At 61.4% G+C, this 22,399-nt stretch carries 15 protein-coding genes and 1 tRNA gene; 12 read left to right on the forward strand and 4 right to left on the reverse strand.

Annotated elements, in window-relative coordinates; genetic code table 11:
- Window positions 1-196 precede the first annotated feature (196 nt).
- The 8 genes from purB to rsmA all read left to right on the forward strand — a co-directional run bounded on the left by purB (window position 197) and on the right by rsmA (window position 9,507).
- Window positions 197-1,642, forward strand: a complete 1,446-nt coding sequence (purB, locus tag AAAU26_RS04480; RefSeq protein ID WP_227619016.1) for an adenylosuccinate lyase — start codon at window positions 197-199, stop codon at window positions 1,640-1,642.
- Between the two features lie 71 nt (window positions 1,643-1,713).
- Window positions 1,714-2,418, forward strand: coding sequence for a pseudouridine synthase (locus AAAU26_RS04485; RefSeq protein ID WP_227619017.1), 705 nt, complete (start codon window positions 1,714-1,716; stop codon window positions 2,416-2,418).
- A gap of 263 nt (window positions 2,419-2,681) precedes the next feature.
- A complete protein-coding gene (locus AAAU26_RS04490; RefSeq protein ID WP_149794082.1) occupies window positions 2,682-3,767 on the forward strand; it encodes a PucR family transcriptional regulator in 1,086 nt (361 codons plus the stop codon).
- A gap of 124 nt (window positions 3,768-3,891) precedes the next feature.
- Window positions 3,892-4,584: a cell division ATP-binding protein FtsE gene (ftsE, locus tag AAAU26_RS04495; protein ID WP_149794081.1), complete on the forward strand. Its 693-nt coding sequence runs from the start codon at window positions 3,892-3,894 to the stop codon at window positions 4,582-4,584.
- Entirely contained in the window at window positions 4,581-5,486 is a 906-nt protein-coding gene (locus AAAU26_RS04500; protein ID WP_227619018.1) for a permease-like cell division protein FtsX, read from the forward strand. Before ftsE ends, AAAU26_RS04500 begins: the two co-directional genes overlap by 4 nt.
- A 12-nt stretch (window positions 5,487-5,498) precedes the next feature.
- Window positions 5,499-6,797, forward strand: a complete 1,299-nt coding sequence (locus tag AAAU26_RS04505; RefSeq protein ID WP_227619019.1) for a murein hydrolase activator EnvC family protein — start codon at window positions 5,499-5,501, stop codon at window positions 6,795-6,797.
- 172 nt (window positions 6,798-6,969) lie between these two features.
- On the forward strand, window positions 6,970-8,343 hold the full coding sequence (locus AAAU26_RS04510) for a S41 family peptidase (protein WP_227619020.1): 1,374 nt from the start codon (window positions 6,970-6,972) through the stop codon (window positions 8,341-8,343).
- Between the two features lie 312 nt (window positions 8,344-8,655).
- A complete protein-coding gene (rsmA, locus tag AAAU26_RS04515) occupies window positions 8,656-9,507 on the forward strand; it encodes a 16S rRNA (adenine(1518)-N(6)/adenine(1519)-N(6))-dimethyltransferase RsmA (protein WP_149794078.1) in 852 nt (283 codons plus the stop codon).
- Window positions 9,508-9,604: 97 nt separating this feature from the next.
- Here the strand turns inward: rsmA and AAAU26_RS04520 are convergent, their stop codons facing one another.
- Entirely contained in the window at window positions 9,605-15,904 is a 6,300-nt protein-coding gene (locus tag AAAU26_RS04520) for a beta strand repeat-containing protein (protein ID WP_227619021.1), read from the reverse strand.
- Between the two features lie 421 nt (window positions 15,905-16,325).
- Between AAAU26_RS04520 and AAAU26_RS04525 the strand changes: the two genes are divergently transcribed.
- From AAAU26_RS04525 to AAAU26_RS04540, 4 genes are all read left to right on the forward strand, one after another.
- Window positions 16,326-16,400: transfer RNA gene (locus tag AAAU26_RS04525), tRNA-Thr, on the forward strand.
- A gap of 145 nt (window positions 16,401-16,545) precedes the next feature.
- On the forward strand, window positions 16,546-16,749 hold the full coding sequence (locus AAAU26_RS04530) for a hypothetical protein (protein ID WP_227619022.1): 204 nt from the start codon (window positions 16,546-16,548) through the stop codon (window positions 16,747-16,749).
- Entirely contained in the window at window positions 16,749-16,820 is a 72-nt protein-coding gene (locus AAAU26_RS04535; protein WP_320443577.1) for a type II toxin-antitoxin system RelE/ParE family toxin, read from the forward strand. The genes AAAU26_RS04530 and AAAU26_RS04535 overlap by 1 nt, the downstream gene beginning before the upstream one ends.
- Before the next feature lie 169 nt (window positions 16,821-16,989).
- Complete coding sequence (locus AAAU26_RS04540) at window positions 16,990-17,931, forward strand: AEC family transporter (protein ID WP_227619023.1); 942 nt, start codon at window positions 16,990-16,992, stop codon at window positions 17,929-17,931.
- Between the two features lie 304 nt (window positions 17,932-18,235).
- Here the strand turns inward: AAAU26_RS04540 and AAAU26_RS04545 are convergent, their stop codons facing one another.
- The 3 genes from AAAU26_RS04545 to AAAU26_RS04555 all read right to left on the reverse strand — a co-directional run bounded on the left by AAAU26_RS04545 (window position 18,236) and on the right by AAAU26_RS04555 (window position 22,343).
- Window positions 18,236-19,210 carry a PstS family phosphate ABC transporter substrate-binding protein gene (locus AAAU26_RS04545; protein ID WP_227619024.1) on the reverse strand — a complete coding sequence of 325 codons (975 nt, stop codon included), beginning with the start codon at window positions 19,208-19,210 and terminating at the stop codon, window positions 18,236-18,238.
- 16 nt (window positions 19,211-19,226) lie between these two features.
- Window positions 19,227-20,834: a DUF5046 domain-containing protein gene (locus AAAU26_RS04550; protein WP_227619025.1), complete on the reverse strand. Its 1,608-nt coding sequence runs from the start codon at window positions 20,832-20,834 to the stop codon at window positions 19,227-19,229.
- A 114-nt stretch (window positions 20,835-20,948) separates the two neighbouring features.
- Entirely contained in the window at window positions 20,949-22,343 is a 1,395-nt protein-coding gene (locus AAAU26_RS04555) for an MATE family efflux transporter (RefSeq protein WP_227619026.1), read from the reverse strand.
- Between the last annotated feature and the right edge of the window lie 56 nt (window positions 22,344-22,399).

The following is a 22,399-nucleotide window of genomic DNA, read 5'->3' on the forward strand; positions in this document are numbered from 1 at the left end:
TGGCCGCGGCCCCAACAGCGACTCCCTGTTTCCGCCACTGGCGGCGGTCGTCGTTGTTGCTCCTAACGAGGGGAGGCTTTGGCATTTCGTAAAGCTTTCTCTCTTCGCCAGAGGCTCCCCTCGGTAGGGAAGCTGTCGAGCGGAGCGAGACTGAGAGGTTGAGGTTTCGTAAAACTTACCCAAGGAGGACATCCTAATGTCTCAGCATGACCGTTATATCAGCCCTTTTTCCACCCGTTATGCCTCCGATGAGATGCAGTACATCTTCTCGGACGACAACAAGTTCCGCACCTGGCGCCGCCTGTGGGTGGCGCTGGCCCGGGCCGAGATGAAGCAGGGACTGACCAATATCACCCCCGAGATGGTGGCCGAGCTGGAAACTCATGTGGACGACATCAACTATGAAGTCGCCATCGAGCGGGAGAAGCTGGTGCGCCACGACGTCATGAGCCATGTCTACGCCTACGGCCAGCAGTGTCCCAAGGCAGCAGGCATCATCCATCTGGGTGCCACCAGCTGCTATGTCGGCGACAACACCGACATCATCGTGATGCGTCAGGGCCTCGAGCTGGTGCGCAAGAAGCTCATCGGCGTGCTGGCAAAGCTGGCAAAGTTCGCCGAGGAGTATAAGGATATGCCCTGCATGGCCTACACCCACTGCCAGCCCGCCCAGCCCACCACCGTGGGCAAGCGCGCTACCCTGTGGGCCAACGAGCTGGTGATGGACCTCAACGAGATCGACCACCGTCTGGCTACCCTGCAGCTGCGTGGCGTCAAGGGTACCACCGGCACCCAGGCTTCCTTTATGGAGCTGTTCAAGGGCGACGCCGACAAGATCCGCGCCGTGGATGCTTCCATCGCTGAGGAGATGGGCTTCGACAGCGAGGCCGTCATCCCGGTGTCCGGCCAGACCTACAGCCGCAAGGTGGATGCCTTCATCCTCAACGCCCTGGCCGGCATCGGCCAGAGCTGCATGAAGTTCGCCACCGACCTGCGCCTGCTGGCCAACTTCAAGGAGATGGAAGAGCCGTTTGAGAAGAACCAGATCGGTTCCTCCGCCATGCCCTACAAGCGCAACCCCATGCGCTGCGAGCGCATCTGCGCTTTGAGCCGCTACCTGATGGTGGATGTGCTCAACCCCAGCTTCACCACCGGTACGCAGTGGTTCGAGCGCACGCTGGACGACAGCGCCAACAAGCGCGTTGCCATGGCTGAGGGCTTCCTCGCCACCGACGCCATCCTGAACATCATGCTCAACGTCACCGACGGCCTCGTGGTCTACCCGAAGGTCGTGCGCAGCCGCCTGATGGCCGAGCTGCCCTTCATGGCCAGCGAGAACATCATGATGCAGGCCGTGGAGAAGGGAGGCAACCGTCAGGAGCTCCACGAGCGTCTGCGCCAGCACGCCATCGCCGCCGGCAAGCAGGTCAAGGAAGAAGGTCTGCCCAACGACATGGTGGACCGCATCGCCGCCGACCCGGCCTTTGGTCTGACCAAGGAAGAGATCACGGCGGGCCTTGTGCCGGAGAACTTTGTGGGCCGCGCTCCCCAGCAGGTGGAGGAGTTCATTGCTCACATCCTCAAGCCCATCTTTGACGCCAACCCGGATGCTGTGGAACAGCACGCAAACCTGAGCGTCTAAACGTGATTTTACAGGAAAAGAGGCTGTTGCCGCAGGCAACGGCCTCTTTTCTGCACACAGAAGGAGTTTTCATGAGACTCGATAAATATTTAGCCGAGACGGCCCAATGCACCCGGAGCGAGGCGAAGGCACTGCTGGCGAAAGGCCGCGTCACGGTCAACGGCGCGGTCTGCAAGAAAGGGGACACCCAGCTGAAAGAGGCTGACGCCGTGGCGGTGGACGGCAAGGCGCTGGCCTACCGGCAGTTCGTCTACCTTATGCTCAACAAGCCCGAGGGCGTCGTCAGCGCCTCCACCGACAAGCGGGACACGACGGTCGTGGATCTGGTGGGGGATGCCTATCCCCGGCGGGAGCTGTTCCCGGCCGGGCGGCTGGACAAGACCAGCACCGGTTTTGTCCTGCTGACGGACGACGGCGGCTTTGCCCACGACATCCTCGCGCCCAGGCGCCATGTCTCCAAGACCTACACCGTCGTCATCGACACCCCGCTGACAGAAGAGATGAAGGCCGGCTTTGCCTCAGGCGTCACCCTTGCCGACGGCACGGCCCTTTCGCCGGCGGAAGTGTCCGCCCTCACCCCCGACGGGCTGACGGTCCGCGTCCTGCTCAGGCAGGGCGTGTATCATCAAATCAAGCGGATGTTCGGCGTCTACGGTGCGGGCGTCAACGCCCTGCACCGGGACGCCATCGGCGGACTTGCGCTGGACGAGAGCCTTGCCCCGGGCCAGTGGCGGGAGCTGACAGCTGACGAGGTGGCGAAAATTACCACGGGATAAAGGACTGCTTTTCACCCGTTTTTCAAAAAAGTATCACATTTTACCGGTAAAATAGCTCTCAGAACCACGCAGAAAGGCCCTTTTTGGCCCGAAAATGACCCCGAAAGATAATTTCAACAAGAAAGAAGAATTTTTTTTGGTGAAATATGTTGCAAAAGTAAATTCTTTTGTGTAAAATATAAAATGTAATGCGGCGAAATTGTTAAAAATCACAATCCCGCCCACCTGCGGTTTGCACAAGAGAGGAAAAGGGGTATCCATTTATGGCCAATAGAGTATTTCAGAGCGTGATCTACCAGATGAAGGACGCGATCGACCGCGTGGTCGGCGTGGTGGATGAGACCGGCGCTGTCATCTCCTGCTCGGAGCTGAATCTGATCGGCGAGGTGCGCGAGGGCTTTATGGCAGAGCGTCTGACGGCCGGTGACCGCTTCGTGCGGGATGGCTACACCTACCAGCAGTTCTCCAGCGCAAAGCATAACGATTATGCCGTTTTTGTGGAAGGTGCGGACGAGACTGCGGGCCAGTTTGCCGCTGTGCTGTCCATCAGCCTGCAAAGCATCAAGCAGTATCACGACGAGAAGTTCGACAAAGCCAACTTTATCAAGAACGTGGTGCTGGACAACATCCTGCCCGGCGACATCTACGCCAAGGCCCGTGAGCTCCACTTTGCCACCGACGTCTCCCGCGTGGTGTTCATCGTCCGCGTCACCAGCGGCGGCGACATTTCCGCTTACGACGTGGTGAGCAGCCTGTTCCCCGACAAGCAGAAGGACTTCGTCTTCAACATCAGCGAGACGGACACCGTCCTGGTCAAGGAAATCCGCAAGGGCATCGACCGCACCGATATGGAGAAGCTGGCCGCCAGCATCGTGGACACCCTGTCCGGCGAGCATTACATCAAGGCTGTCGTGGGCATCGGCACCCCCATCGCCAACGTGAAGGACCTGGCTACTTCCTTTAAGGAAGCACAGATCGCCATGGAGGTCAGCAAGGTGTTCGACACCGAGAAGCAGATCATCCGCTACGACAATCTGGGCATCGCACGTCTTATTTACCAGCTGCCCACCACGGTCTGCGAGATGTTCCTGCGCGAAGTGTTCAAGCAGGGCAGCATCGAGAGCCTGGACCAGGAGACCCTGTTCACCATCCAGCGCTTCTTCGAGAACAACCTGAACGTCTCCGAGACCAGCCGCGGCCTGTTCGTCCACCGCAACACGCTGGTGTATCGTCTGGAAAAGATCAAAAAGCTGACCGGTCTGGATCTGCGTGAGTTCGACGACGCTATCGTGTTCAAGGTAGCGCTCATGGTCAAGAAGTACCTGTCCAACAACCCGGCCAAATATTGATATTTCGTCTCAGCCGCTCCGGCTGCGGACGCCGAAACCGGCCGCTCGACCCCGATGCTGGCCGGTTTCTTTTGTAATGGTCTGGAACTTCTGTGCCAAATAACTTTTCAGGAGCAAGATACTCATGATAGATTTTGAACATGTCACCAAGATATACAAACGGAGTGATACTCCCGCTCTGGAGGACATCGACTTCCATGTAGACGACGGCGAGTTCGTCTTTCTGGTGGGCCACTCCGGCGCCGGCAAGTCCACTCTGCTCAAGCTCATCCTCCGCGAAGAGCTGCCCACCGAGGGCCGCGTCATGGTGGACGGCAAGGACGTCGCCCGGCTGCGCCGGGGCAAAGTGCCTTTCCTTCGCCGCCAGATGGGCATCATCTTCCAGGATTTCCGCCTCATCCCCACCATGACGGTCTACGAGAATGTGGCGTTTGCCATGCATGTCACCAACATCGGCAAAAAAGACATCAAAGAGCGCGTCAACTACATGCTGGAGCTGGTGCATCTGGAAGATAAGGCAAAGGTCTACCCCGAGTTCCTCTCCGGCGGTGAGCAGCAGCGCGTGGCCGTGGCCCGCGCTCTGGCCCACAGCCCCCGCCTCGTCATTGCGGACGAGCCCACCGGCAACATCGACCCCGAGATGAGCCTTGAGATGATGGAACTGCTGGAACGCGTCAGCGAGATGGGCATCACGGTGCTTGTCGTCACCCACGAGCATGAACTGGTGCGCCGCTTCAACCGCCGCACCATCACCCTGAAGCAGGGCCGCATCATCTCCGATGTTCCGGCCAGCTTCGGCGAGGAGGTACACGCATGAAAATCTCTACGTTTGGGTTCCTCACCCGGCGCGGCGTGCGCAACCTCGGCAAGCACTGGGCCATGACCATCGCCTGCATCGCCTCCCTCAGCGTCTGCATGACCCTGAACATCTTCGCCAGCCTCATTGAAGTCAATGTGGACAGCATGGTGAGTTATCTGGGCAGCCAGAACGAGATGGTGGTCTACGTGGACCCCGAGGCCGATGACGCCACCATCCAGTCTGTGGGCAATGCCCTCAGCGGCACCGCAGGTGTGAGCCGGGTGCAGTATATGTCCAAAGAAGACGTCCTCAACCAGTACAAGGGGTATATGTCCGACTATGCCGCCCTGCTGAACGAGTTCGAGAACGACAACCCTTTCAAGGCTAATTACCGCGTCTCCCTGTCTGATCTGAACCAGATGGAGACTATCAGCAAGCAGTTCGAGAACATCAGCGGCGTCTACAGCGTCACGGCTCCCATCGAGATGACCAAGACCTTCGTGGAGATCCAGCAGGCCGTCACCAAGGTCGGGCGCGGTGTGGTGCTGGTGCTGATGGCTGTCAGCATCATCACGGTGGGTACTACCATCCGGCTGAGCGTCTTTGCCCGCCGCCGTGAAATCGAGATCATGAAGTATGTCGGCGCTACCAACGCCCTCGTCACTCTGCCTTTCGTCATCGAGGGCCTGACCATGGGCCTGCTCTCCGGCATCCTGACGGCAGCTGCCACCATCGGCGGCTATGCCTACATTGTTCAGCTGTCGCCCACGCTGGGCGGCCTGTGGCAGATGCTCATGGGTACGGCTCTGGTGCCGCTGGAAAATGTCTGGCCCACCATCCTGACCTACAGCCTCGCGAGCGGCGCTCTGGTGGGCGGTCTGGGCAGTATGTTCTCCATCCGCAAGCACCTGAACGTGTAAGGAGGGCCTACTGTGTACCACGACAAGCATTCCGCAGGCTTTGTCCTGCACCATCCGCCCCGCCACGCAAAGCCGTCGGGCCATTCGGCCATGATGCGCGCCGCTTGCGCCTTTCTGGCCGCCGCCTGCCTCGTGCTGAGCGTGACGGTCTATCCGGCCAGTGCGGCCACCAGCATGAGCTCGCTGCAGAACAAGCTGGACAAGATCTCTGCGTCCATCAAGCAGCATAAGACGGAGCTGAACGACGCCAAAAAGAAGGAAGCTGCTGCCAAGGCCCTCGAGTCTGAGCTGAAGGAAAAAGTCTCGGTGCTCCAGAGCCAGATCAGCGTCCTCAAGAGCCAGATCTCCGAGGTGCAGAACAACATCGGCGTCAAAGAGCAGGAGATCACCGCCAAGCAGAATGAGATCGCCCGGAAAGAGCAGGAGATCGCCGACCAGTGGGACGATTTCAAGAGCCATATGGCCGCGATGCAGGAGCTGCGGGATGGCGGCAGCGTCGCCATGCTCCGGTCCGTGAACGATCTGTACGAGCTTCTGACCTTCAATGAGGTCATGCAGGACATTTCGGTGAAGGATACCGAGATACTCGACAACATGAAGGCTGCGAAGGAAGCCCTCGTGGCCGACCGCACCCAGCTCGTGGAGGAGCGCACCCAGCTGCAGAACAAAAAGGCTGAGCTGGACGCCCAGAACAAGCAGATGCAGTCCAAGCAGAACGAGCTCAACAACAGCGTCAAGGAGGCCCGTCTGAGCGCCGCTGAGGCCCAGCAGGCCCAGAAGAACGCCCAGGCGGCCATCGAGTCGGACGAGATGAACTACGAGGCCGTCAAGAAGGAGATCCAGAAGCTCATCGCAGCGGCAGCGGCCAGCAAGCCCCAGCTGAGCTTCAGCGGCTTTATCTGCCCGCTCAAGAGCTATACCCGCATCTCCAGCGAGTACGGCTGGCGCAAAAACCCGGTCTCCGGCGTCAACAAACTCCACGCCGGCACCGACTTTGCCGCCCCCGCAGGCACGCCCATCTACGCAGCCGCCAGCGGCTATGTGCAGGTGGCCGGCTGGTCCAGCGGCGGCTACGGCAACTATGTCATCATCTATCACGGCAAAATGACAGACGGCAACGCCTACTCCACCCTCTACGGCCATATGCGCTCGGTGGCAACGTCGGCGGGCAAGTATGTCAACCAGGGCGACCTCATCGGCTATGTGGGCTCCACCGGCAACTCTACCGGCAACCACCTCCATCTCGAGGTGTGGAAGGGCGGCTCCAAGGCCAATGCGGTCAACCCCCGCGGTTATATTCCGATAAGATAACACAACTGTAATTGAAGTCGAGGGGTCAAAGGAGGCCACAAGGCGAAATGAACGAGCAAAAACGCAAGCGTATCCTTCGGGTGGGCTGTCTGATTCTGGCAGGAGTGTTCCTGCTGTCGGTGCTGGGCAGTGTCATCCTGATGTTTTTGGTCTGAACTGGGGAGGACACTGAATGAACCGCAAAATTTCCGTAGGGATGACCGTGACCATCGTCATTCTGGCAATGACGGTCACTTTTTCCATCACGATGCTGATGGCGATGCGGCTGTTTGACCACACCGTCACCAGCGTGAAGGAAAAGGAGAGCATGTACAACAAGGTGGCCGAGGTAGACCGCTACGTGCGCGCCAACGACTACTACGACATCGACGAGACCGTGCTGTACGACCGTCTGACTGCCGGTTATCTGCTGGGTACCGGCGACAAGTACGCCCGCTACTACACCGCCTCGGCCTACACCGACCTGCTCAACGCCCAGAGCGGCAAGCTGATGGGCATCGGCGTGGAGCTGGCCATCGACCAGTCCGGCTACGCCAAGGTCATCAAAGTGTATGACGAGTCTCCTGCCAAGGAGGCCGGCCTCCAGCGGGGCGATTACATCACCACCATCGACGGCGCAGACATCAAAAGTCTGGGCAGCGTGGAGGCTGTCCAGAACAAACTCCGGGGCGAGAGCGGCACGAGCGTCAATGTAGGCTGGCTGGACAGCGAGAACGCCCAGCACACCGCCGATCTGACCCACTCCGGCTTTACGGCCAACAGCGTCGATTCCGCGCTGGTGCAGGGCAATGTGGGCTATATCAAGATCTGGCAGTTCGACAACTCCACCCCCAGTGAGCTGGACTTTGCGCTCCGCAGCCTGACCGCCAGCGGCGCCCAGAGCTTCATCTTCGACCTGCGCGACAACGGCGGCGGCATCCTTGATGACGCCATCAGCTGCATCGAACTCGTCGCGCCGGAAGGCGTGCTGGCCTACGCTGAGGATAAGGCAGGCAACCGTACCCTGCTGGGCAGCAGCACCGGCGACTCGGTCATCAGCCAGCCCACCGTCTGCCTCGTGAACGAGAACACCGCCAGTGCGGCAGAACTCTTTGCGTCCAGCCTGCGCACCCTGTGCGGCACCCGCCTCGTGGGCAGCACCACGATGGGCAAAGGCACCATCCAGAGCAGCCCCCAGCGCCTCTCGGACGGCAGCGCTGTCGTGGTCACGGTGGCAAAGCTCATTTGCGGCGACGGCTCCTGCTTCGACGGCACCGGCCTGACCGTGGACGTGGAGCGCCCGCTGACTGCCGACGAGCAGGCCAGCTACTATGACTACACCCTCGACACGGACCCGCAGATACAGCGCGCCGTCAGCACCGCACAGCAGCTCACCGGCGTCACCACCGTGGGCGGCGTGAACGACGCTGACATCGCCGCCGACTCGGCTGCGGCCTCCGAAGAGGCTGCAGCCGAGAGCACCGCTTCCAGCGAGGCCGCAGGGGAGGCAGAGGCTTCCTCCGAGGCCGGTGCAGAAGGGGAGCAGGAGGCTGCAAGTGCGCAGTAAACACTTCTTGAAAATAACTTTAGTCGTGTAAATAGCTCAACCTCTCAGTCTGCTTCGCAGACAACTCCCCTACCGAGGGGAGCCTCTGGCGAAGAGAGTAAGCTTTGCGGAATGCCAAGGCCTCCCCTCGATAGGAGCAACGGCGACGACCGCTGCCAGTGGCGGAAACAGGGAGTCGCTGTTGGGGCCGCGGCCAGCAGGATGTGAGCGACAGCGAAGCAGACGCTGGGAGCCGCAACCCGGGCAGTGGCACGCTGCAGGCGTGACGGAGAGGTTTTGCTGTTTTAGCAAGAAACAGAAAGGAAAACCACTATGCCGGAGCTGACCGACCTCTCCGTTATCCGCACCCTGTGCGAAAAATACGATTTCGCGCTCTCCAAGGGCTTTGGACAGAACTTCATCATCAATCCCGGCCTGCCGCCCAAGATCGTGGACGCCAGCGGCGTCGATAAGAGCTGGGGCGTGCTGGAGATCGGCCCCGGCATCGGCGTGCTGACCAAAGAGCTGGCCCAGCGCGCCGCCAAGGTGGTGTCCATCGAGGTGGACGAGCGCCTGCCGCCCCTGCTGGCCGAGACCATGGCGGGCGTGGAGAACTTCAAGCTGGTATTGCAGGATGTTCTGAAAGTAGACCTCCGCGCCCTCATCGAGGAGGAGTTCCCCGGGATGCCGGTGGCTGTCTGCGCCAACCTGCCCTACTACATCACCAGCCCCATCGTCATGAAGCTGCTGGGCGACCGCCTGCCCATCCAGAACCTCACCGTCATGGTGCAGAAGGAGGCCGCCGACCGTCTGGCCGCTGCCCCCGGCACCCGGGCGTCCAGCGCCATCAGCTGTGCCGTGAGCTACTACGCCACCTCAAAGCTGATGTTCACCGCCGCGCCGGGCAGCTTCTACCCGGCCCCGAAGGTCACCAGCGCCGTTGTGCGGATGGACATCCGCCCCACTCCCGCCGTACAGGTGGAGGACGAGGACGGCTACTTCGCCCTCATCCGTGCCGCTTTCGGCCAGCGCCGTAAGACCGCCGCCAACGCCATCGCCAGCGGCCTCGGCCTGCCGAAAGATAAGGTCATCGCGGCCATCGAGGCGGCGGGCTTCGACGCCCGCATCCGCCCCGAGGCCCTGACCCTCGAGGACTTCGCTGCCGTACAGCGGGAGCTGAAGTAAGATTTTATCATAATAAAACGCCAAGGCCCTCGCAGTTTGGAACAGAACTGCGGGGGCCTTGGTCGTTATGTGGAAGGAATGGAGGATGGTGATCTGCTTACCTCAGCAGTGCGGTGTGGTCTGCGCCGCCCACGGTGAAGGTGGCGGTGGAGCCGCTGTGGCTGAGGGTGAAAGGTGTGCTGCCCGCACCGAGGGCTGCAACATCGGAGAGGGAGAGGGTAGAAGTGCAGCTTTCAGTGGAGAAGACAACGGTCTCGATGCGCTCAGAGCGGAGGTCGGTCAAATCGGAAAGGTCGCCCTGCAGGGACGCCGTCTCCTGAGCGACATGAATGTAGAGAGTATGGTTGATCTGGCTCAGCTGGACCAGCTGGACGTTCTGGATGATATTGGCCTGAGCCGGGTCGAGGACACGCAGACCGGTGGAGATGCTGCTGTCGCTGTTGTGGGAGACATCGCGGTACTCCACCTCATTGCAGACCTCGCAGATGCGGTACTCGCGGCTGCTGTCGCCTTTGACAGGCGTCCAGTCGCTCCACTGATGGCCGAGGGCGGGCAGCTCCTCCGTCTCAGTGACGACACAGCCGCTGATGGTGCAGCTGCGCTGGCGCTCGCCCTTCTCGGTGCAGGTGGGCTCTTTGGTGATGACCCATTCGCCGAAGGTGTGGGTCTTGCTGACGGGGATGACCTCAGTCTGGGTATCGTCGCCGCGGATGCAATCACGGTGCTTGGAGCCTTCCTCGACACAGGTAGCATCCCGGTCGATGACCCACTCGCCGTACTCGTGGCCGAGGGCCTTGATGGCCTCAGTCCGGGTATCGCCGCAGACGGAACAGGTGAAGGTCCGCACGCCGTCGGCAGTGCAGGTGGGCTCCTTCGTGACGACGCCTGCATCCCACTTGTGGGTGCTCTTATCCACCGGGATGCTCTCGGTCTTGGGAGCGCCGCAGACGACGCAGGTATAGGTCATGATGCCCGGCTCGGCGCAGGTCGCGGCCTTGGTCACGACGCCCGCGCCGTAGCTGTGCTGGCCGGTGGCGTTGAGCGTTTCGGTCTTCGTATCGCCGCAGACCGCGCACTTGTAGGTGACGGTGCCGTCCTGGCCGCAGGTAGCCGCTGTCGTGGAGAGGAGTTTCCACTGATGCTGGCCGGTGGCGGGGATGCTCTCGGTCTGGGTAGCGTCGCTGCGGATGCAATCACGGTGTTTGGAGCCTTCCTTGACACAGGTAGCGTCCCGGTCAATGACCCACTCGCCGTACTCGTGGCCGGGGGCCTCAATGTCCTCAGTCCGGGTATTGTGGCAGACGGTACAGGTGAAGGTGCGCACGCCCAGCTCAGTGCAGGTGGGCTCCTTCGTGACGACACCCTCGTTCCAGGTGTGCTGGCCGGTGGCGGGGAGAGTGTGACGGAACGTGGTGCCGCAGTGGTCCACCATGCAGGTGTATTCGATGTAGCCGTCCTTGCCGCAGTTCGGCTCCTGACGGTCGCTGACTTTCCAGTTGTGGACAGAAGCGATGTCGCCGTACTTGGCCTTTTCTGCCTCACTCATCTCGGGCGTTACGCGGTCGGGGGAGTGAGAAGTGGAATGGCTGTCCGCGTAGACACCGTTGTGGAAGATCCGCGAGATGCTGGTGGTGCCGCTCTTTACGAGCTTCACGAGGCCCGACCTGCCGTTTTCCATGAGGCTGATGACCTTGTCCAGCGTCTTGCCGTCGTTGCTTTGGATGGCATTGGCGGCGTCGGGGGCGGTTGCGGTGATGTCCAGCGGGGCGTCGGCATTGCTGATGGAGACGCTGCCGCCGCCGATGGCAGGGGCTTCGCCGGTGCCGTTGGCGATGATGGTGCCGCCGGTTATCGTGATACTGCTGGAGTTGTTGTTGTCGCTGCCGCCGATGCCGGCACCGGTGCCGTTGCCGGTGGCGTTGACCGTGCCGCTCTTGATAATCACGCTGCTGCGGCTATTATGGCCCGAGCCGATGCCGGCAGCGGAATCGCCGCCCGTTGCTTTGATGGTGCCGCCGTCGATCACGACGTCCACCTTGCCGGAGTCATAGCCTGAGCCGATGCCGGCAGCGAGATTGCCACCCTTGACGTCTTTGAGTTCGGCGTTACCGGAGATGTTGACCGTGGAAGAGCGACCGTAATAGCCCGAACCGATGCCGGCGCCGCCGTCCTTGCCCTCGGCCTTTTCAATGGTGCCGTCGGTGATGTTGATGGTGACAGCGCCCTTCTTGCTGTCGTTTTTGGTGTCACCGCTGCCGCTGCCGATGCCTGCGCCGCCGTATTTGCCGCCCGTGGCGCTGACGATATGGGCGTTGTCCTTGATGTTGATGGTGGTGGTGCCGGCATTCAGGCCTGCGCCGATGCCCGCGCCGCTATACCAGCGCTTAGAGCTGGGCACATACTCGCTGCCGCCCGTGGCCTCGGTGATGGTGCCGCCGGTGATGTTGATGGTGACAGCGCCCTTCTTGCTGTCGTCTTTGCTGCCACTGTAGCTGCCGCTGCCGATGCCTGCGCCGCCGTATTTGCCGCCCGAAGCGCTCTTGATGGTGCTGTCGCCGGAGATATTGATCTCGGTCTCGCCGGAGACGTTGGAGCCGGAGCCGATGCCTGCGCCGCTGAGCCACTTGTCGGAGTGATTGCGAGAGTCAAGGCTGACGCCGCCCGTGGCCGTGATTTCGCCGCCCTTGATGTTGATGGTGGTCTTATTAAGGGCGTTGCCGCCGGAGCCGATGCCGGCACCGGAAGCCTGGCAGGACCCGTTCTCTTTGCCGCCGCCCTCAGCCGTGATAGTGCCGCCCTCGATGTTGATGATGGTGCTGCCGTTGCTGCCGTTGCCGCTGCCGATGCCCGCAGCGGTGGAGCCGCCCTTGGCAGTAACTTTTGTTGCACCCTTGATGAGGATGTCGGTGTTGCCCTTGGCTCTATTGCCGCTGCCGATGCCTGCGCCGCCACCGCCGCCAAGGGAGGAATTACCGCCGCCGGTGGCCTTAACGGTCACGCCGTCGTGGAGAGTGATGTGGGTGTAGCCGGTGGAGTGACTGCCTGAACCGATGCCCGCGCTGCCGTCGTAGCCGTCGCCGCCGCCTGTGGCCTTTTCAATGGTGCCGCCGGAAATATCAATGGTGGTCTCTCCGGAAGAACTGGTACCGGAACCAATGCCTGTGCCGATGTCTGCCGAGGCTGTGACATTGCTGCCGGTGATGTAGATGCCGGTCTTGCCCTTGGCGCTATCGCCGCTGCCGATGGCAGAACCAGAATAACTCGAAGCCTCGATTTTGCCGCCGTTGATGTGGATCTCCGTGGCGTTGGTAGAATAGCTGCCGCTGCCGATGGCTGCACTTTCGCCGCTGGAGGCTGTGACATTGCTGTCGGTGATACGGATAATGGTCTTGAAGGTGTCCGGCGTATCTGTAGGAGGACTGGAGTAGTCTCCTTCACTGCCGCTGCCGATGGCTGCGCCGCTGCCGCCGACGGCATTTACTGTACTGTTGCGTTCTATCGTGATGTCGGCGTTGCTCTGAGAGCCGTAGCCGGTGCCGATGCCTGCGCCCGAGGCATTAGTGTAAGAAGCATTGGAGGACTCCAGAGTGCTCACAGACGCGTTGCTGATGGTGACGTGAGTTTCGCCCTTGGCGCTTTCGCCGCTGCCGATGCCGGCACCGACGTAGGCAAAAGCACTTTTGACACCCTTTCCGGCTGTCGTATCGTGGATGTTGATGGTCGTCTCGCCGGTGGAGGATTTGCCCGAACCGATGGCTGCGCCGCCGCTGCTACCTGCGGACACGAGCGCATCTCCGGAGATGTCGATTTTGGTTTTGCCCTTAGACTGTTTGCCGCTGCCGATGCCGGCACCGCCATTGCCGTAGCCGGTGGAAGCGTTGACCTTGCCGCCAGTGATGTTGACCTTGGTCTCGCCGGAAGAGTTTTTGCCACCGCCGATAGCTGCGCCGCCATTGCCGGAGCCGGTGGAAGCGTGGACCTCGCCGCTGGAGATGTTGACATTGGCCGCGCCGGAAGAGTTTTTGCCGCCGCCGATGCCCGCGCCGCCATCCGTACCCGTGGCATTTTTAATGGTGCCGCCGATGATGTTGATGGTGGTAGCCGTGGAGGAGTTCGAGCCGCTGCCGATGCCTGCGCCGCCGGTGGCCTCGGTGATGGTGCCGCCGGAGATGTTGATCTCGGTAGCGAAGGCGGGTTTTGCGCCCGTGCCGATGCCCGCGCCGCCGCTGTCGCCGCTGCCGCCCTTGGCAGACCCGATGGCGCCGCCCGAAATTTTCACAACTTGATCGCCGCGGATGCCGGTGCCGCCTTTGCCACTGATGCCGGTGCTGTCGCCGCCGGTAGCCTGCTGTATCTCGCCGCCGGAGATGGTGAGAGTACCGTCGCTGTGGATGCCGCTACCGCCGGTGCAGGTGTTCCCGTTGGCATTGCCGCCGATGGCTTTTTGGATGATACCGCCAAGGATCTCCATGGTCTTGCTATAGATGCCGTGGCCGCCGTTGCCGCTGCCGCTGCTCTTGCCTTCGCCGCCCTGTGCGGTTCCGATGGTGCCGCCGGAGATGGTGAGCTTGCCGTGGTTGTAGATGCCGCTGCCGCCGGTAGATTGGCTTTCGCCGCCGGTGGCTTTCTGGATGGAGGCCTGATCGGAGATGTCCAGGGTGCTGTCGCTGCGGATGCCGCTGCCGCCTTCGGTGCCGCCGTCGCCGCCCTTGGCGTTCTGGATGAAGGCCTTGCCGGAGATGTTCAGGGTGCTGTCGCTGTAGATGCCGTGGCCGCCGTAATATTTGCCGTTGCCGCCCTGCGCGTTTTCGATGGTGCCGCCGGAGATGTTCAGGGTGCTGTCGCTGTGGATGCCGTGGCCGGCGTAAAAGTTGCCTTTGCCGCCCTGCGCTTTTTTGATGGTGCCGCCCTGAATCGTGACGGTAATATTACTGCTATTGTTGCCGCCGCCGATGCCGTCGCCGGTGCTGCCACCCACGGCCTCCTCGATGGTGCCGCCAGAGATGGTGATATTGGTATTTCTGCTGTTGTCACCGCCGCCGATGCCGGCACCATAGTCGCCGCCCTGGGCTTTTACGGTGCCGCTGGTGATGTTGACGGTGGTAGTGCCGGAGGAGTTCGCGCCGCTGCCGATGCCGGCGCCGCCCTGCTCGGTCTGCGCCTCGATTTTGGCAGTGCCGCTGATGGTGATATTGGTTTTGCCGGTAGCTTTGCAACCGCTGCCGATGCCGGCACCATCGGAGGCGCCGATGGCGGTGATGTCGCCGCCTGTTATCTCAATGTCGCCGGCGCCACTGTCGCTATAGTTGCCGGTGTTCCAGACGCTGCCGATGCCAGCAGCGCAACCGGCGCCTGTGGCAGTCAGGCTGCCGGTGTTGTTGCCATCGGTATTTCCGGATGTGATGGTCAGTGTGCCGGTGTCCTTGCCACCATCGCTCTTTTCGTTGTGCTCGAGGCCGGCATGGTAGTTGCCGCTGGTGAGAGTATTTCTGCCCACGAGCGTGATTTTCGTGTTGCCCTCGCCCTCGACGCTGAGGGCGGCGTCCTTGTACTCGCGGCTGACATCGATGTTGACATTCTCCAGCGTCACGTTGAGGGTGTTGTCATTGCCTGTGGCTTTGTTGATGATTTTGATGACGTAGTTGGTGACGTTTTCGGCTGTGTTCTTGAAGTTTTCCGCAGCACGCTTCAAGACCGTGGTCGATTCGTCCCGGGTCTCTTCGTCGTCATTGGCGTCGGCGACATTGAGGGATGCGCCGGTGTACGTGAGCTGGCTTCCCAGCACAGGGCTGTCGCCGGTCTGGTTCTCGTTTTCCTCGTTGCCGGTGGTGCCGCTGGGCTGGTTCTCGTTTTCCTCGCCGCCGGTGGTGCCGCTGGGCTGGTTCTCGTTTTCCTCGCCGCCGGTGGTGCCGCCGGTCTGATTCTCGTTTTCCTCGCCGCCGGTGGTGCCGCCGGTTTGGTTCTCGTTTTCCTCGTTGCCGGTGGTGTTGTTGGGCTGGTTCTTGTTTTCCTCGCCGCCGGTGGTGCTGCTGGGCTGGTTCTTGTTTTCCTCGCCGCCGGTGGTGGTGTTGTTGTTGGTCTGGTTCTTGTTTTCCTCGCCGCTGCCCTTGGTGTCGCCGAGGTAGACCATGTCATTGTTTTCGCTGTCTTCTGATGGGGGCGTGGCCGACATGGATTTGGCGGGAGACTTTGCGGGGGTGGTGCCTTCAGAAGAGCCGCCGCCGGGGGCGGGGGTATCCTCTGAGCGCTTGCCGCCCTTGATGACGATCTTGCCGTCGTTGTCCTTTGTAGCAGTATCATTTCCCGAGTGCTTGACATAGGTGCCGCTTTCGTCTTTGGTGATGGTGATGTTACCATCGCCTATGTAATAGACATCCGCATACGCCGGTGCGGCCATGCCGGCCACCATTGCGGCTGTCAGCGCCAGCGCCGTCACCCGGTGGGACGTGGGCCGGGGGGGGGTGTCGGCACCCGCAGCGGATGCCCCAGAACGCGCATTGCGAGCTTGCGATAAGAGATCATAGTAGAAACCTCCTCTGAAAAGTGTGAGTTTTGCACAGAAGCTCCCAACAAAGCGGCAGGAGCTTGTGGAAGAAGCATAAATGTTGAATCTGATTTATTCTACCACATTCCGGCCATAATGTGAACAAATCTGCGTGAATCGCCGTTTTTTGTGCGTGAATCGCCTCGCGGATGTCTTGAAACGCCCTGACGACAGCGCTGCATGGGCCGACAGCGGGGCCGGGGGGCAGACAAAGATATTGACAAGCGGGGAGGTTTCTGGTATTCTACTAAAGTACCCTGTGCAAACGATACTCGCTGGTGTGGCGCAATGGCAGCGCAACTGATTTGTAATCAGTGGGTTGCAGGTTCAACTCCTGTCACCAGCTCCAAAAAGTCCTACGATATACCGCTGAAAAGCGGCGTGTGTCGTGGGGCTTTTGCTTTTTGGGAAAAGGTACGCAGGACTGTTCAATAAAGAAAAAAGTGCTATAATACTTATAAGCCTGAAACTTTACACGAAAGGATGGGTGTGTTATGAGTACAAGAGAATTGGCGAAGAGCTTGATTGACCAAGTGCCGGAAAACAAGCTGCCGTATATTATTGCCTACTTGCAGGGGGCTGCTATTCCGGATGAAAGTGAAACACCGAATGCCGACACGCTGGAAGCCTTTGAAGAACTGGACAACGGCGGTGGTCATACCTACAACGGGCCGGTTGAAAATCTGATTGGCTGCTGATCTATTACCAGACAGATACGGAGTTGTATTTGTACCGTACCGGCACACACGCCGATTTGTTCGGCCTATAAAGGAAACAGGAAAGAGGCCAAGACCTGACAGAATGGGTCTTGGCCTCTTTTTCTGCAAGGTATGCAGAAAAATCATGCCGCCCGGCGGGGTGCGGGTATTGAAATCAGCTCATCACGCGATTATAATTGGTTCAGCTAAGCAAAGAACGTCCAAATGAAAGGGGATACCATGCCCGAATTTTCCACCATGCTGGACCTGCAGGCGCAGATGATGCTTCTGCTGGCCATCGGCGTTTTTCTGGCAAAGAAAAAGCTCATCACCGACCAGGGCCGCGCCTGTCTGACCGACCTGCTGCTCTTCATCATCCTGCCTGCAAACATCATCCAGTCGTTCCGCATCGAGTTCAACGCGGAAATTTTCCGCAGCACCCGGGACATCCTCATCCTGTCGATTTTATTGCAGGTGCTCTACGGCGTCGTCTGCGCGGTGTGCTACAACCGCTACCCCTTCGCGCGGAAGGCCGTCATGCAGTACGGCACGGTCTGCTCCAACGCGGGCTTCCTCGGAAGCCCGCTGGCGGAGGGACTCTTCGGCGGGGTGGGGCTGCTGCTGACGTCGTTCTACCTCATCCCCCAGCGCATCGTGATGTGGTCGGTGGGGGTGTCCTACTTCATGCAGGACGCCGCCCCCGCCACGCCCGAGGAAAAGAAAAAGCACCGCCTCGCAGTGCTCCGCAAGACCATCACCCACCCCTGCATCGCGTCGGTGTTCGTGGGCATGGTCATCATGCTGACCCAGTGGCAGCTGCCCACCTTCCTCGGCAAGGCCGTCCAGTGTACCAGCAGCTGCAACATGACCATGTCGATGTTCCTCATCGGGGCCATCATCGGCAGCCGCGACCTTCACCCGCTGCTGGACAAGGACGCAATCATCTACTGCATCATCCGGCTCTTCCTGATGCCGCTGGTGGTGCTGGTGGGATGCCGTGCGGCCCATGTGGGCCAGCTGGCCACCGGCGTGGCCGTCGTTCTGGCCGGTATGCCGATGGGCGGCACCACCACCATCCTCGCCGAGAAGTACGGAGCAGACTCCACCTTCGCCAGCAAGTGTACGGCCATCTCCACGGTGCTGTCGCTCATCACGACGCCGCTGTGGTGTTTGGTGGTGTAATAAAAAGCAAGCGTCCTCGGAAAAAATCCCGAGGACGCTTTTGTATAATTGGCAGGCTGTCCTTTGTACAACCTCTCAGTCTGCTTCGCAGACAAGGCCGGGTTGCGGCTCCCAGCGTCTGCTGCGCTGCCGCTTGCATCCTGCTGGCCGCGGCCCCAACGGCGACTCCCTGTTTCCGCCGCTGGCGGCGGTCGTCGCCGTTGCCCCTGGTAGGGGAGCCTCTGGCGAAGAGGCGAAGCTTCACGAAATGCCAAGGCCTCCCCTCGGTAGGGGAGGTGGCATCGCGCAGCGATGACGGAGAGGTTTAATCCACTGCTACATACCCCGCCTTCTCGATGCACCTGCGTCCCTCGTCGGTGTCCAGCCAGTCGTAGACCTTCCGCTGGGGGCTGTCGGGGGCGGCGTCCGCGTGGACGACTGCGTAGAACTCGTTGCAGAGCGGGTAGCTCTCATCGGCGATGGTGTCATTGCCGGGGGTCACGCCATCCACGGCCAGCAGGCGGAGGCCAGGCTTCGAGTACATCTGGTCGATGTAGTAGTAGACCGAAAAGCCGATGGCGTTGGCAGAGTTGTTGTACTCGGCGATGCTGTCCACGAGGCCGCCCATGTCGGCGGGGGCAAGCTCGGTGGGCGCGGCCATCAGCTGGCCGTCGCCCTTGTCGATGAGCAGCTTTTTGAAGAGGGTCTGACTGCCCGAGTCCACGCCCCGCTGGAACGCCACGATGGGGGAGTCCGCGCCGCCCACATCCTTCCAGCTGGTGATGCGGCCCGCATAAATATCCCGCAGCTGCTGCTGGGTCAGGCTCTGGACGGGATTCTCTTCGTTGACGATGAACACCAGCGCGTCCCGGCCAATGGCTTTCTGTTCGAGCTTTGCGTCGGCCTCGGCCAGCTCTTCCTTGACGTACTCGGGGGCCTCGTAGACGATGAGCAGCTGTGCGCCGTAGTCCTCGCTGTCGCTGCGGGACCAGAGGCCGAAGGTCTCCCACGCATAGGCCGTGGTGCTGACGGTGATGCTGGTCTGGGCCTCGAGAAGGTCCATGCCGGTGACATCAGCCTTCATCTGGGCCATCAGGGGGATACAGGCCGTGGAGCCGTCGAGGCGGGGGAACTCGTCCTCGGTCAGGAAGGGGACGGGCGTGTCCGGGTCGGGGACGGACGCTGCCGGAGAGTCGGCGGGGGAGTCCGTAGTGCCGGTCTTGCAGGCGGTGAGCATCGCCGCCCCGAAGCCGAGGCCCATCACGTGCAGGAAGCTGCGGCGGGAGATCATCTCTTTCATATCAAAATCCTCCGTGTCAGTACAGGTAGCCCCCGCCAGCGTCGTCGCTGGGGGAGGAGAAGATGCTTTCGCGGTAGAGCCACTGGCCGGTGGAGTCCATCAGGCCGTAGTCGAAGCCCTGCCGCGCGATAAAGCAGTCGTCGGGCAGGTCGTCCGGGCTGTAACAGCTGCCGAGGCGGCGGAGAAGCAGATTGCCCTCCATGTCCAGCACATCGTAGAGGCTGCTGCCGTCACGGTTGTCCCGGCAGGCTGTGAGCAGAGGGCCGCTGGCGGTGCTGGTGAGGTAGGAAGCGTAGGTGTACTGCTGGGCCTCACCGGCGGACGACCAGAGCAGACCCTCTCCGCCGTAGGTCTGGATGGCGATGGTGTTGTAGTTTTCGTCGTCGTACTGCAGCAGGGCGTAGCCGTCGGGCAGGGCCGTCACGCTGATGTACTGTGCTTCTTCTACGGGCGCTGCCTCCACGTCGGTCAGCAGCGCGCCGGTGGTGCCGTCGTAGACCTTGAGGATGTTGTCCGTCGTCAGCACAGCGACGTTGCCGGAGCGGTAGTCCGTGTCTCTTCGCTGGACGCCGATGCTCTCGCCGCTGGCGAGGTCGATGAGGGTGTAGGGGCTGTCCGGGTCATCGCTGCCGGAGAGGACGACGCAGCCGGGGGTGTAAGTGTTTACGGCCCAGTCGAAGCGGCCCAGCTCCACGGCCTCGCTGCCGTTCAGATCGTAGAGGACGGAGCGGCTGTCCTGACGGCTCTGGAGGCAGGCGACGCCCACGCCGCAGGCCGAGACGGCGCTGTCCTCTTCGCCGGTGAGCAGTTCGCCGGTGGTGACGTTGTAGAGGGCTTCGCGGGCGATGCCCCAGTCTGAGCCGCGGAACCAGCTCAAATCGAGCCAGTCGGCAAAGCCGCCGCGATACGATGCGAGGGAGCTGGCTGTGCAGCCGTCCTCCCGCATCAGCACATTGCCCTCCCGGTCGGTGATGAGGACGTACTGGTGGAGCGGCTGGTCGGGGTCGTCGTAGGCGTAAGTAAGGCCCTCGGGCAGGTCGTAGCAGTTGAAGATGAGGCGCTGGCCGCCCTCGTCCACCACAAGACAGTCGAGCGCTGTTTCGGGTACGGGAAGCTGGGCGCCTGTGGCGAGGTCGTACACCCGAGTGCCGCCGGTGGTGCCGTTCTCGAAGGCCCAGACGTCAGCGTCGTCCCGCAGGATGAGCAGCCCGCCCGAGAGGGTGGCGTTCACCGCATAGGGAAAGGTCATGACGGCATTGCCGTCGGCGTCGTAAAGGGTGGAAGTGCGCTCCTCTGTGCCGGGAGTGGAGTGGGCCACGAGATAGTGGCCCGTCTCGCCGGTGAGGGTGTCCTTCAGCAGCTGGATGCTGTCGGAGCTGCTGGCTTTGTAGAGCACCCTGCCGCCCCGGAGGATGGTGCCGCCGCCGTTCCCGACGTAAGAGTAGACGTAGTGGAGCGAGTCGTCGCTGAGCCATGCGTCGCTGTAATACTGCGGAGCCTGCGATGCCGCCGTCCCCTCGTGCCGGGGCGACGCCGCAGGCAGCAGCGAACAGCTCGTCAGCAGCCCGCCCGCCAGCACGAGGCAGGCGGCGCGGCGGCTGAGTCGAAGCAGAGTGGTCTTCATAGAAACACCTCACAGTCTCCCAGAATTTGACGTTCCCATCTATAGTATATACGAAAGACCCGGACATTTCATTGCAAAAATGTGGCCGAGCCTGGTTACAGTTTTATGACAAGCTTATTCTTCGTCTCCCTGTTCCTTCAATTCCTTCAGGAAGGGCAGCAGGAAAGGCACCGAGATGCAGAAGGTGAGGCCATCGGCGATGGGCTGGCACAGCTCAATGCCGCTCAGGCCCCAGATGCGGGGCAGGGTGAGGATGAGCGGGATGAAGCAGACGCCCTGACGGCAGCAGGCGAGGAAGGTGGCCCGGCCCGACTTGCCGATGGACTGGAACATCATATTCGTCACGATGATGACGGGCTGTAAGAACATGGCGACGCACTGATACCGCAGGGCGGGCAGAGCCACGGCGGTGACCTCGGGGTCATCGCGGAAGAGGCGGATGAGGGGCTCGGCGTTGAACCAGCAGAGGGAGTTGAGCACCGCCATAAAGACGAAAGCCGTCGAGATGGTGAAAATGGCCGCTTTCCGCACCCGAGCAAAGCGGCGGGCGCCGTAGTTGAAGGCCGCTACAGGCTGCAGGCCCTGTCCGACGCCGATAGCCACCGACAGCACGAACTGGAAGATGCGGGACACGATGCTCATGCCGGCCACGGCAGCGTCGCCGTAGTTGCGGGCGGCGACGTTCAGCAGCATGCTGCCGATGCTGTTCAGGCCCTGACGGCCGAAGCTGGGCGCACCGTTGAAGAAGATCTGCCCGAAGTCCCGGGCGCTGCGGGTGACCTGGGTGATGCGGAATCGGCTGACGGTCTTGCCTCGCAGGAACATGGAAAGCAGGATGCAGAAGCTGATGCTCTGGCTCAGGGCGGTGGCCGTGCCTGCGCCGCCGGTCCCCATGCCGAGGCCGAAGATGAAGACGGGGTCCAGCACGATGTTGAGCACACCGCCGGTGACGAGGCCGATCATGGCGAAGCTGGCCTTGCCCTCGTAGCGGAGGATGTTGTTCATCACGAGGCTCGACATCATGAGCGGGGCCGCGATGAGGATGGGCCGCGCGTAGGCGCAGGCGTGGGGCAGGATGGTGTCGGTGCTGCCCAGCAGCATTATGAAGTCGGGCAGGGCAGCGAGACCGAGAACGGTCAGCACTGCGCCGAAGGTCAGCGCCGTGAAGAAGCTGGTGGAGGCGAACTTTGTGGCCGCATGGGTGTCCTGACTGCCGAGGCTGCGGCTGATGATGCCGCCCGCGCCGTGGCCCAGCATGAAGCCGAGGGCCTGAATGATGGCCATCAGGCTCGACACGACGCCCACCGCGCCCGACGCGCTGGTGGACAGCTGGCCCACAAAGAAGGTGTCGGCCAGATTGTAGATGCTGGTGATGAGCATACTCAGGATGGTGGGGGCCGCGAGGCCGAGAATGAGCTTCGGCACGGGGGTCTGGGTCATTTTCTCGAACTGGAGCCTGCTGCGCTCCAGCTCGGCGGCGTCGGATGCGGTGCGGGGGGAAGACGGCATGAAGTGATACCTCACTTTCGGAAATCAAAGAAAATACCGCTCTTTGTGCAAAGAAC

It is taken from the genome of Faecalibacterium longum (assembly GCF_040094125.1).
GTDB lineage: Bacteria > Bacillota > Clostridia > Oscillospirales > Ruminococcaceae > Faecalibacterium > Faecalibacterium longum.

Coding starts and splice junctions, on each gene's coding strand:
- ftsE (WP_149794081.1), top strand. CDS start 3,892: ATGATAGATTTTGAACATGTCACCAAGATATACAAACGGAGTGATACT.
- AAAU26_RS04500 (WP_227619018.1), top strand. CDS start 4,581: ATGAAAATCTCTACGTTTGGGTTCCTCACCCGGCGCGGCGTGCGCAAC.
- AAAU26_RS04485 (WP_227619017.1), top strand. CDS start 1,714: ATGAGACTCGATAAATATTTAGCCGAGACGGCCCAATGCACCCGGAGC.
- AAAU26_RS04545 (WP_227619024.1), bottom strand. CDS start 19,210: ATGAAAGAGATGATCTCCCGCCGCAGCTTCCTGCACGTGATGGGCCTC.
- purB (WP_227619016.1), top strand. CDS start 197: ATGTCTCAGCATGACCGTTATATCAGCCCTTTTTCCACCCGTTATGCC.
- AAAU26_RS04540 (WP_227619023.1), top strand. CDS start 16,990: ATGCCCGAATTTTCCACCATGCTGGACCTGCAGGCGCAGATGATGCTT.
- AAAU26_RS04490 (WP_149794082.1), top strand. CDS start 2,682: ATGGCCAATAGAGTATTTCAGAGCGTGATCTACCAGATGAAGGACGCG.
- AAAU26_RS04510 (WP_227619020.1), top strand. CDS start 6,970: ATGAACCGCAAAATTTCCGTAGGGATGACCGTGACCATCGTCATTCTG.
- AAAU26_RS04520 (WP_227619021.1), bottom strand. CDS start 15,904: ATGGCCGCACCGGCGTATGCGGATGTCTATTACATAGGCGATGGTAAC.
- AAAU26_RS04555 (WP_227619026.1), bottom strand. CDS start 22,343: ATGCCGTCTTCCCCCCGCACCGCATCCGACGCCGCCGAGCTGGAGCGC.
- AAAU26_RS04550 (WP_227619025.1), bottom strand. CDS start 20,834: ATGAAGACCACTCTGCTTCGACTCAGCCGCCGCGCCGCCTGCCTCGTG.
- AAAU26_RS04530 (WP_227619022.1), top strand. CDS start 16,546: ATGAGTACAAGAGAATTGGCGAAGAGCTTGATTGACCAAGTGCCGGAA.
- rsmA (WP_149794078.1), top strand. CDS start 8,656: ATGCCGGAGCTGACCGACCTCTCCGTTATCCGCACCCTGTGCGAAAAA.